The organism is Thiomonas sp. 13-64-67, assembly GCF_002282795.1.
In the GTDB taxonomy this organism is placed as follows: Bacteria; Pseudomonadota; Gammaproteobacteria; order Burkholderiales; family Burkholderiaceae_C; genus Thiomonas; species Thiomonas arsenitoxydans.
Genome location: NZ_NCKP01000010.1, coordinates 59187 through 70640 on the forward strand (window position 1 = coordinate 59187; position 11454 = coordinate 70640).

General features: G+C 66.5%; 7 protein-coding genes. 6 read left to right on the forward strand and 1 reads right to left on the reverse strand.

What is annotated here, in order from left to right:
- Nucleotides 1-6: 6 nt before the first annotated feature.
- The 6 genes from B7X30_RS04345 to B7X30_RS04370 all read left to right on the forward strand — a co-directional run bounded on the left by B7X30_RS04345 (nt 7) and on the right by B7X30_RS04370 (nt 10713).
- A complete protein-coding gene (locus B7X30_RS04345) occupies nt 7-3114 on the forward strand; it encodes a multidrug efflux RND transporter permease subunit (protein ID WP_286729402.1) in 3108 nt (1035 codons plus the stop codon).
- Nucleotides 3111-6215 carry an efflux RND transporter permease subunit gene (locus tag B7X30_RS04350; RefSeq protein WP_286729266.1) on the forward strand — a complete coding sequence of 1035 codons (3105 nt, stop codon included), beginning with the start codon at nt 3111-3113 and terminating at the stop codon, nt 6213-6215. Before B7X30_RS04345 ends, B7X30_RS04350 begins: the two co-directional genes overlap by 4 nt.
- Nucleotides 6216-6220: 5 nt before the next feature.
- Nucleotides 6221-7666 carry an efflux transporter outer membrane subunit gene (locus B7X30_RS04355; RefSeq protein WP_286729267.1) on the forward strand — a complete coding sequence of 482 codons (1446 nt, stop codon included), beginning with the start codon at nt 6221-6223 and terminating at the stop codon, nt 7664-7666.
- A gap of 47 nt (nt 7667-7713) precedes the next feature.
- Complete coding sequence (locus B7X30_RS04360; protein WP_286729269.1) at nt 7714-9522, forward strand: cation:proton antiporter domain-containing protein; 1809 nt, start codon at nt 7714-7716, stop codon at nt 9520-9522.
- Between the two features lie 93 nt (nt 9523-9615).
- On the forward strand, nt 9616-10380 hold the full coding sequence (locus B7X30_RS04365; protein ID WP_286729271.1) for an SDR family oxidoreductase: 765 nt from the start codon (nt 9616-9618) through the stop codon (nt 10378-10380).
- A 24-nt stretch (nt 10381-10404) separates the two neighbouring features.
- Nucleotides 10405-10713 (forward strand): antibiotic biosynthesis monooxygenase family protein, encoded by a 309-nt coding sequence (locus tag B7X30_RS04370; protein WP_286729274.1) that lies wholly within the window; start codon nt 10405-10407, stop codon nt 10711-10713.
- Between the two features lie 42 nt (nt 10714-10755).
- Here the strand turns inward: B7X30_RS04370 and B7X30_RS04375 are convergent, their stop codons facing one another.
- Nucleotides 10756-11433, reverse strand: a complete 678-nt coding sequence (locus B7X30_RS04375; RefSeq protein ID WP_013122367.1) for a histidine phosphatase family protein — start codon at nt 11431-11433, stop codon at nt 10756-10758.
- Between the last annotated feature and the right edge of the window lie 21 nt (nt 11434-11454).

Genomic DNA, 11454 nt, shown 5'->3' on the forward strand with positions numbered 1-11454 from the left:
CTGCTGATGATTGCGGTGCTGGTAGCCGGGTTCGTGGGCTATAAGCTGCTGCCGCAGGCCGCGCTGCCCGAAGTCGATTACCCCACCATCCAGGTCACCACGCTCTACCCCGGCGCCAGCCCGGACGTGATGGCCTCTTCGGTCACCGGCCCGCTGGAACAGCAGTTCGGCCAGATGCCGGGGTTGGCGCAGATGTGGTCGGTGAGTTCCGGCGGTGCGTCGGTCATCACCCTGCGCTTCGATCTGTCGCTGTCGCTTTCCGTAGCCGAGCAGGAAGTGCAGGCCGCCATCAACGGCGCGAGCAATCTGCTGCCTTCCGACCTGCCGCAGCCACCGATCTACGCCAAGGTCAACCCGGCCGACGCCCCCGTCATCACCCTCGGCCTGACCTCGGCCACGCTGCCGCTCACCACCCTGTACGACCTGGCCGATACGCGCCTGAGCCAGAAGCTCTCGCAAGTGTCGGGCGTGGGCCTGGTCACGCTCTCGGGCGGACATAAACCCGCCATTCGCGTGACGGTCAACGGCCCGGCGCTGGCCGCGCTGGGGCTGACGCTCGACAGCATTCGCACCGCGATTGCCGGGGCGAACGTCAACAGCCCTAAGGGCAGCATCAGCGGCAGCCAGCAATCCTTCAGCATCGACGCCAACGATCAGTTGCAGTCGCCGCAGCAATACCGCGACATGATCATCGCCTACTCCGGCGGCGCGCCGGTGCGGCTGGGCGACGTGGCCACCATCAGCACGGGCGCCGAAAACGCCTGGCAGGCCGCGCTGGTCAACGGCAAGCCCGGCATTGTGATCAACGTGCAGCGCCAGCCGGGCGCCAATGTCATCGCCGTGGTCGATGCGATTCACAAGCTGCTGCCCAGCCTGCAGACGCAACTGCCCGCCGCCGCGCAGCTCACGGTGCTGTCCGACCGCACCGTGACCATCCGCGCGGCCATTGCCGACGTGCAGTTCGAGCTGCTGCTGGCCGTGCTGCTGGTGGTGCTGGTGATCTTCGTGTTCCTGCGCAGCGTGCGCGCCACTTTCATTCCGGCTACCGCGGTGCCGCTGGCGCTGGTGGGCACTTTCGGCGCGATGTATCTGTTCGGTTTTTCGATCAACACCCTCACCCTCATGGCGCTGACCATCGCCACCGGCTTCGTGGTGGACGACGCCATCGTGATGATCGAAAACATCTCGCGCTACATCGAAGCCGGCGAGCGGCCGCTCGCCGCCGCGCTCAAGGGCGCGGGGCAGATCGGCTTCACCATCATCACCCTCACCTTCTCGCTCATCGCCGTGCTCATTCCGCTGCTGTTCATGGGCGATGTGGTGGGGCGGCTGTTCCGCGAATTCGCCATCACCCTGGCGGTGGCCATTGTCATTTCGGCCATCGTGTCGCTGACCTTCACGCCCATGCTGTCGGCCCGCCTGCTGCGGCATACGCCGGAGGAAAAACAGAGTCATTTGTTCCGTTCCACCGGCGCGTTTTTCGACCGGCTTTCGGCCCGCTACACCCGCGCGCTGCGCTGGGTGCTGCGGCATCAGCCGCTGGTGCTGCTGTTCGCGGCGGGCACGCTGGTGCTCACGGTGGTGCTGTACGTGCTCATTCCCAAAGGCTTCTTCCCGGTGCAGGACACCGGCATGATCCAGGCCACCACCGTGGCGCCACAGGACGTGTCGTTCCAGTCGATGAACGCGCGCCAGCAGGCGCTGGTCGATGCGCTGCTCAAAGATCCGGCGGTGGAGTCGGTGTCGTCGGTGGTCGGCATCGACGGGGTGAACACCACCATGAACACCGGGCGGCTGCTCATCTACCTCAAGCCGCTGGAACAACGCCCGCGGGTGCAGGCCCTCATCAGCCGGTTCGACGCGCGCGCCGCCAAGGTCGAAGGCATAGCAACCTACCTGCAGCCGGTGCAAGACCTGACCATCAACGACATCGCCAGCCGCTACCCCTATCAGTTCAGCCTGTCAGCCACCAGCGCCGCGCAGCTCTCTAGCGCCAACACCGCGCTGATGGACCGGCTCAAGGCGCTGCCGCAACTCTCCGGCGTGACCAGCGATCTGCAAGACCAGGGCTTGCAGGCTTATGTGGACGTGGACCGCAGCGCGGCCTCGCGCCTGGGCATCACCATGAGCGCGATCGACAGCGCGCTGTACAACGCCTTCGGCCAGCGGCTGGTCTCGACCATCTTCACCCAATCGGCGCAGTACCGCGTGGTGCTCGGCGTGGAAAAACAGCCCGACCAGGGGCTGGCCGCGTTCAACAGCGTGTATCTCACCGGAAGCAACGGGCAGGCGGTGCCGCTGTCCACCATCGCCACCATCGAGCCGCGCGCCACGCCGCTGGCCATCGACCATCTGGGCCAGTTTCCGGCAGCGCTCATTTCCTTCCAGCTCGCGCCCGGCGTGTCGCTGGGCGAAGCAGTGGACGCGATCAAACAGGCGGCCAAGCAGGCTGCACTGCCCGCCTCGGTGACCATCGCCTTCCAGGGCTCGGCCAGCGCCTTTCAGTCTGCGCTGTCCAACCAGCTCTGGCTGCTACTCGCCGCGGTGGCCACCATGTATATCGTGCTGGGCGTGCTGTATGAGAGCTACATCCACCCGATCACCATTCTGTCCACCCTGCCCTCGGCCGGCATCGGCGCGCTGCTGGCGTTGATGGCCACCGGGCATGACCTCACGGTGATCGCCATCATCGGCATCATTCTGCTCATCGGCATCGTGCAGAAAAACGCCATTCTGATGGTGGACTTCGCGCTGGACGCGCAGCGCAACCAGGGCCTGCCGCCCGATGAGGCCATGCTGCAGGCGGCGCACCTGCGGCTGCGGCCCATTCTGATGACCACCTTTGCCGCGCTGTTCGGCGCGGTGCCGCTGGCGCTGGGCACAGGCATGGGCTCGGAGCTGCGCCAGCCGCTGGGCATCGCCATCGTCGGCGGCCTGCTGGTGTCGCAGGTGCTCACGCTATTCACCACGCCGGTGATCTATCTGGCGTTCGACCGGCTGAGCAGTCGGATAGGGACGTGGCGGCGACACCCCCTCCCAACCTCCCCCACAAGTGGGGGAGGTGAAGTCCCTCCCTCCCCACGCGTGGGGAGGGAGGGGGAAGGGCTGAAGTGAACCCGTCCGCCCTGTTCATCCGCCGCCCCATCGCCACCAGTCTGCTGGCGCTGGCGGTGTTGCTCGCCGGGCTGATCGCCTTCCGGCTGCTGCCGGTGTCGCCGCTGCCGCAGGTGGATTTCCCCACCATCGTGGTCAACGCCAGCATGGCCGGGGCCAGCCCGGAGGTCATGGCCGCCACGGTGGCCACGCCGCTGGAGCGCAGCCTGGGCACGATTGCCGGCATTTCGCAGATGACCTCCAGCAGTTCGCTGGGTTCGACCCGCGTCATTCTGCAGTTCAGTCTGTCGAAAAACATCAACGATGCCGCACGCGAAGTGCAGGCGGCGATCAATGCGGCCATTCCGCTGTTGCCTTCCGGCCTGACCGGGCGGCCGACTTACAAGAAGATGAACCCGGCGGACGCGCCGATCATGATTCTGTCGCTCACCTCCAAGAGCCTGTCGCGCGGGCAGATGTTCGATGCCGGCTCCACCATTCTGGCGCAGAAAATTTCGCAGATCGCGGGCATCGGCTCGGTCACCGTGGGCGGCGCGGCGCTGCCTGCGGTGCGGGTGGAGCTCGACCTGCCCCGCGTCAACGGCATGGGGTTGGGGCTGGAGCAGGTGCGCCAGGCCATCGCCAGCGCCAATGTGGATACGCCCAAGGGCGCCATCGACAGTGCCACGCATCGCTGGCAGGTGGGCGCGAATGACCAGCTCTCCACACCGCAGCAGTACCAGCACATCGTGGTGGGCTACCGCAACGGCGCGCCGATCCGCCTCGACCAGATTGCGCAGGTGTATGAAGGTCTGCAGAACGACCGCAATATGGGCCTGGCCAACGGCCAGCCCTCGGTGCAGCTCATCATTTACCGACAGCCGGGGGCGAACATCATCGATGCGGTCGAAGGGGTGAAGGCGGCGCTGCCGCAGCTCAAAGCCTCGATCCCGGCAGCCATCGACATCACCCTCATGTCCGACCGCACCACCACCATCCGCGCGTCACTGGACGAGGTGGAAAAAACCCTCATCCTCGCGGTGCTGCTGGTGATTGCCGTGGTCTGGCTGTTCCTGCGCGACTGGCGCGCCACGCTCATTCCGGCCATCGCGGTGCCGCTGTCGCTGGTGGGCACTTTCGCCGCCATGTGGCTGCTCGACTATTCGCTCGACAACCTCTCGCTGATGGCGCTGATCGTGGCCACCGGCTTTGTGGTGGACGACGCCATCGTGGTGCTCGAAAACATCATGCGCCATGTGGAGGAAGGCTTGTCGCCGCTGGCTGCCGCCTTCAAGGGCGCGCGGGAAGTGGGCTTCACCGTGCTGTCGATGAGCATTTCGCTGGTGGCGGTGTTCATCCCGGTGCTGTTCATGGGCGGCATCGTCGGGCGGCTGTTTCACGAGTTCGCCGTCACGCTGTCGGTGGCCATCGGCATCTCGCTGCTGGTGTCGCTCACCGTCACGCCCATGCTGGCCTCGCGCTGGCTGCGGCCGCAAGCGCGCACGGCTCACGGCGCGCCCAAACCAAGCTCCTGGCTGGAACGGGGCTGGAATCATGTCCATCACGGCTACGCCCGCAGCCTGCGCCGGGCGCTGCTGCATCCGGTGCTGATGCTGGTGCTGTTTTTCTCCACCATCGGTTTGACGGTGTATCTGTTCAAGATCGTGCCCAAAGGCTTTTTCCCCACGCAGGACACCGGGCTGCTGATCGGCTCGGTGCAGGCCGATCAGTCGATCTCGTTCCAGGACATGAGCAAAAAGTTGCAGCAGATCGTTGCCATCGTGCGCAAGAACCCGGGTATGGAAAACGTGGTGGCGTTCACCGGCGGCGGAACGACCAACAGCGCTTTCATGTTCATGCAGCTCAAGCCGATCGATCAGCGCAAAGGCGTGCAGAGCATCATCGTCGAGCTGCGCCGGGCGTTGTCGCGCGTGCCCGGGACGCAGACCTTCATGTTTCCGGTGCAAGACATCCGCGCCGGCGGGCGGCCTTCGGCGGCGCTGTATGAGTACACCCTTCAAGCCTCCGACCTGAACACCCTGCGCGAATGGGAGCCGAAGGTGCTGGCCGCGTTCAAGCGCATTCCGGGCCTGAACGACGTCAACAGCGACCAGCAGGCCAACGGCCTGCAGCTCTCTCTGGTGATCGACCGCGCGGCCGCGGCGCGCTATGGCATTGCCGTGTCCACCATCGATCAGACCCTCAACGACGCCTTCGGTCAGCGCCTGGTGTCCACCATCTACAAGCCGCTCAACCAGTACCGCGTGGTGATGGAAGCCGCGCAGCAATATCAGAACAACGCCCAGGCGCTGAACGATGTTTTTCTGGTGGGCAGCAGCAGCCAGCGCGTGCCGCTCTCGGCGCTAGCGCATCAGGAACTGACCAACACCCCGCTGGCGGTCAATCATCAGGGGCTGTTCGTCTCGTCCACCATTTCGTTCAACCTCGACAAGGGCGTGTCGCTCGGCAGCATCCAGACCAAGATCGACGACGCCACCGCCGCCATCGGCCTGCCGTCCGAGATTCACGGCGGTTTCCAGGGCACGGCGCAACTGTTCTCGGACACGCTGAAAAACGAGCCGCTGTTCATCATGGCGGCGATCTTCGCCATCTACATCGTGCTGGGCATGTTGTATGAAAGCACCCTGCACCCACTCACCATTCTGTCCACCCTGCCCCCGGCCGGGCTGGGCGCGCTGCTGGCCCTGCAGCTCACGCACACCGAGTTTTCCATCATTGCGCTCATCGGCGTGTTCCTGCTGATCGGCATCGTGAAAAAAAACGCCATTCTCATGGTCGATTTCGCCCTCACCGCAGAACGCGAACATGGCGCCAGCCCGCGCGACGCCATCTATCAGGCCGCCACGCTGCGGCTGCGCCCCATCCTCATGACCACGCTGGCCGCGCTGGGCACGGCTTTGCCGCTGGCCTTCATCACCGGCAACGGCGCCGAGTTGCGCCAGCCGCTGGGCATCTCCATCGCCGGGGGACTGATCGTCAGCCAGGCGCTCACCCTCTACACCACCCCGGTGATCTACCTCGAACTCGACCGCCTGCGCCGCTGGACGCTGCGCAAATTCGGCCGCAGCGACCGCCCGGCGGCTCTCGATTCCACGGCCTGAACCTCATGAAAACCATCGTCCCGCCCCGCCTGTCGCTCGCCGTCCCCTTGGTCTTGATACTGGCTGCCTGCGCCGCCACGCCGCCTGAAGCCCCGGTGAAAATCGCCCTGCCTGCCAGCTATGCCCAAGCCCAGAGTGGCTGGGAACCCGCGCAGGCGATGGCCGCGGCGCCGCGCGGCGCGTGGTGGAGCGTGTTCGACGACCCAGTGCTCGCCGGCCTTGAAACCCAGGTGGCGCAGCACAACCAGAGCCTCGCCGCCCAGCTCGCCGCTTACGAACAGGCGCAAGCTGCGGTGGCACAAGCCCAGGCCGCCTACTACCCTGCAGTCACTGCCGGGGCTTCGGCCAACCGCGCCAGAACCGCGGGCAACGGCGCCGTGGGCAATAGCCTGAGCGCCTCGCTCGGCGCCAGCTGGGAGCCCGACCTGTGGGGCAAAGTGCGGCTGCAGGTGCAAGCCGGGCAGGCCACCGCTGCCGCCAGCGCCGCCACCCTGGCCAACACCCAGCTCAGCCTGCAATCGACTCTGGCTACCAGCTATTTGCAACTACGCACCGTGGACGCGCAGATCGTGCTGGCCCAAAACACCGTGGCCGCCTACCAGCGCGCTCTGCAGATCACCGACAACCGCTACAAGGCCGGGGTGGGCACCGCCGCCGACGTGGCCTCGGCGCGCACCCAGTTATTGCAGGCGCAGACCAGCCTGACCGATCTGGGCGTGACCCGCGTGCAGTTGCAGAACGCCATCGCTGTGCTGGTGGGCAAGCCCCCGGCGGAGTTCTCCCTGTCGGCAAGCGACACCCTGCCCGAAGTGCCTGCAATTCCTGCGGGCATCCCCGCGCAGTTGCTGCAGCGCCGCCCCGATCTGGCCGCGGCCCAAGCCCAGGTGCAAGCGGCCAACGCGCAGATCGGCGTGGCGCAGACCGCCTGGTTCCCCAACCTCACGCTCTCGGCGCAAGGCGGCAGCCAGGCCGCGCGTATTGCCGAGCTGTTTTCCGCGCCCTCGCTGTTCTGGTCTATCGGCCCGCAACTCGCGGCCACATTGTTCGACGGCGGACTGCGCCGCGCGCAGGTGCAAAGCAGCCAGGCGGCCTACCGCCAGACGGTCGCCAACTACCGCCAGAGCGTGCTGACCGCGCTGCAACAGGTGGAAGACAACCTCGCCGCACAGCGCATCCTGGCGCAAGAGGCGCAGCAACAGGCCGAGGTGGTGCAGGCCGCCGAGGTCTCGCTGCGTCTGGCCGAAAACCAGTACAAGGCGGGCACCGCGCCCTACCTCAACGTGATCACCGCGCAGACCACAGCCACCGGCGCGCGCAATGCGCAGCTCACCCTGCTGAACCGCCGCTACGCCGCCAGCGTGGCCCTGATTCAAGCGCTGGGCGGCGGCTGGGGCGTGGGCGACACGCCGGCCATCGGCCCATTGCCAGCGGCTACGGCCGGAGCGCGATAGGCGCGCGGGCGGCAGCGGCAGACGGCGGCTGTTCGTACCATCGCCCCATGTCCGCCACCGCCCTGCTCACCCTGCTGGCCGCCAGCGTCCTGCTGGTTCCACTGTTCAAACGCTTCGGCTTGGGCTCGGTGCTCGGCTATCTCGTGGCGGGCATCGCCGTCGGGCCTTACGGTCTGGGCGTGGTGAGCCGGCCGGAGTCGGTGCTGCACACCGCCGAGCTGGGCGTCACGCTGCTGATGTTCCTCATTGGTCTCGAACTGCAGCCCAGCCGCCTGTGGGCGCTGCGGCGGCAGGTGTTCGGCCTGGGCGCGCTGCAAATGGCCGGGGTGGCGCTGCCGGTTGCCGCCATCGCCGCGGCGCTGGGCCTGGGGTGGACGGGCGCGGCGCTGGTGGGCGTGGCGCTGGCGATGTCGTCCACCGCCTACATCCTGCCGCTGCTGGCCGAGCGCCGGGAGCTGACCACGCGCTTCGGCCGTGAGACCTTCGCCATCCTGCTGTTCCAGGACGTGAGCGTCATTCCCATTCTGGCGCTGCTCGCCCTTACCGGTGCCGGCGGGCAGGCGCCGGGTTGGCCCGCCCTGGCGGCTTTGCTGATCGTGGCCCTGGCCGGGCGGCCGGTGCTGGCCACCATGTTCCGCTATGTGGCGCGGTTCGGTGGCGGCAACCGCGAACTGTTCGCCGCCGCCGCGCTGCTCGGCGCCGTGGGCATCGGCGTGGGGCTGAGCAGCGTGGGGCTGTCGGCCTCGCTGGGCGCGTTTCTCGCCGGGGTGCTGCTGGCCGATTCGGAATTCCGCCATGAGTTGGAGGCGGCCATCGAGCCCTTCGAGAGCCTGCTGCTCGGCCTGTTTTTCATCGCGGTGGGCATGGGCATTGCGCTTCCGCTGGTGATGGCCGAGCCCTTGCAGGTGCTCGGCCTGGGGGCAGGCATTCTGCTGCTCAAGGCGCTCACGCTCTATGCGGGGAGGCGGCTCATCGGCGGCGACGATGCGCTCAGCCGTCCCTTGGCCATTTTGCTGGCCTGCGGCGGCGAATTCGCCTTCGTGCTGTTCACCAGCGCGCGCAGTGGCGGTCTGCTCGACGGCCCCACTGCCGAGCTGCTGACCGTGGCGGTGGCCGTCTCCATGGCCCTGGCGCCGTTTCTGCTCATCCTCAACGACCGGCTGATCCAGCCGTGGGCGCGCAACCGTCAGGCGCCGCCCTTCAGCACTATCGACGAACCCGGCCAGCCCGTCGTCATCGCGGGCTACGGGCGCGTCGGCCAGATCGTCGGCCGGCTGCTCAACGCGCAAGGCGTGGCCTTCACCGCGCTGGACGCCAGCGCCGAACAGGTGGATTTCGTGCGCCAGTTCGGCAACAAGATCTACTACGGCGACGCCACCCGCCTGTCGCTGCTGCGCGCCGCCCATGTGCAGGACGCCCGGCTGTTCGTCCTCGCCGTCGATGACGTCGAGGCTAGCCTGAAGATCGCCGAGCTGCTGCGTACCCACTTCCCCGACGTGCCGCTGCTGGCGCGGGCGCGCAACCGCACCCATCTCATGCGCCTGCGCGAGCTTGGCGTGAAAGACGTGCTGCGCGAAACCTGGGGCACGAGCGTGGAGCTGGGACGGCGGGCACTGCAGACCGTGCAGCCCGAGGTGGATGCCGACCGGGTGGTCGCGCTGTTCACCGCCCACGACCTGCGAGTGCTCGACCGTCAGCAGGCCGTGTTTCACGACAGGGCCGCGCTCATCGCCCTGTCGAAAAACGCCCGCGCCGAGCTGGAAGACATTCTCCAGGGCGACGCCCAGCTACACCTGACCACGGCTGCGGAAGGCAGCAGCGAAGCGCCCAAGACCATGCCGGATGGCGCGGCGTAGGACGACATCGGGCGCCGGAGTTTCGCCGTTCGCGCGCCTGCACAAAACACGCCACGCGCGTACAGTCTTTGGCTTTGCCCAAGGAGAAAAAACATGTCCCTGAATCTCGCTCCTGCATCGCTCAAAGATCGCGTCGTCCTCATCACCGGCGCCTCCTCCGGCTTCGGCGAAGCGACCGCCGAACTGTTCGCCCAGGCTGGCGCGCGCCTGGCCCTGAGCGCACGCCGCGGCGACCGGCTGGACGCTCTGGCCGCGCGCCTGCGCGCACTGGGCGCCGAGGTGCTGGTTCTTCCTGCCGACCTGGCCGAAGTCAAAGCCGCGCAAGCCATCGTGCAAGATACCGAAGCGCATTTCGGCCGCCTCGACATCCTGGTCAACAACGCCGGGGTCATGTATCTGGAGCCCATCGACAGTGCGGACATGGCACGCTGGCAGCACATGATCCAGCTGAACCTGCTCGCGCTCATGGCCAGTTGCCAAGCCGCCCTGCCCGGTATGCGCGCCAGGAAGGACGGACACATTTTCAACATGGCCTCCACCGCCGGGCGGCAAGCCAACCCCAACGGCGGGGGCTATTCGGCCTCGAAATGGGGCGTGGTGGGTTTTAGCGAATCGCTGCGGCGCGAGGCCTACAAAGACAATATCCGCGTCACCGTGATCGAACCAGGCGTGGCGCAGACCGAGCTGCGCGACCATATCGCCCACGCGCCCACGCAGACGGCGCTCAACAACTGGGCCGACAGCATGCGCCAGTTGCAAAGCGCAGACATCGCCCGCGCCATTGTGTTCTGTGCCGGCCAGCCCGCGCATGTGAACATCAATGAAATCCTGATGCGCCCCACCGATCAGGAACGTTGAACCCAACTCTGGAGACTTCCCAACATGATTCATGAACTCGCTGATATTCAGATCCGGCCCGGCAGTCAGGCCGAATTCGAAGCCGCCATCGTCCATGGCGTGAACACCGTCATCTCGCACGCCAAGGGATTCGAAGGCTACGAGATCCGCAAAGGCATTGAAACGCCCGAACGCTATCTGCTGATGATTCGCTGGGCCACCCTGGAAGACCACACCGTGGGGTTTCGCCAGTCCGAGGCATTCTCGCAGTGGCGGGCGATTGTCGGCCCCTACTTCGCGCAGCCCCCGGTGGTCGAGCACTTCACGACTTTGCCCGAAGCGCAGAAACATTGAACGCCGAAGGAGCGCCTGTACGCGGCCCCGGCCGCAACACCCTCAACCCTCCACCGTCGGACGCCACCATTTCGAGGTGCGTTCGGCAATCTCGCGCTCGGGATATGACTGGTAATGCGATACGTCGTTGAACAGCTTGAGGCGCGGGCGAACCTCGTTCATGAAATCGAGAATGGTCAGCGCCGCGGGGCTTTGATCGAGGCGCTCGCGGTAGCCGCGCGCATCCAGGCCCAGCAGGCTGCTGACAAGCAGGCGATTGGTGCCTTTGTGCGAGACGACCAGCACGGTCTGATGCCGGTGCCGCTCGATGATCTCGCGCATGATCGGCAACGCCCGGTGGATGACGCTCAGTCCCGACTCCCCGCCTTCGGGCGCCACCAGTAGCGGGTCTTCCTCCCACAGGCTGTAGGCCTGCGGAAATCGGCAGGTGACTTCGTCCCGGGTCAGGCCTTCCCAGTTGCCGTAGTCGATCTCGCGCAGCGCATCAACGATTTGCACAGGCAGATTGTGCGGGCCTGCGATGATCCGGGCGGTTTCCAGGGTTCGCGCCATCGGGCTGGCATAGACCGCAGCGATGGACACGCTGGACAACCTGATTCCCAGGCTCGCAGCCTGCTCTCGGCCCTCGTTCGACAACGATATATCGTTCGATCCGGCAAAGCGGTCTTCCAGCGTCAGGCGGGTCTCGCCATGACGGACGAGCAGAATTCTTGTGGGCATTGGGTTCTCCTGCGTGTCTCG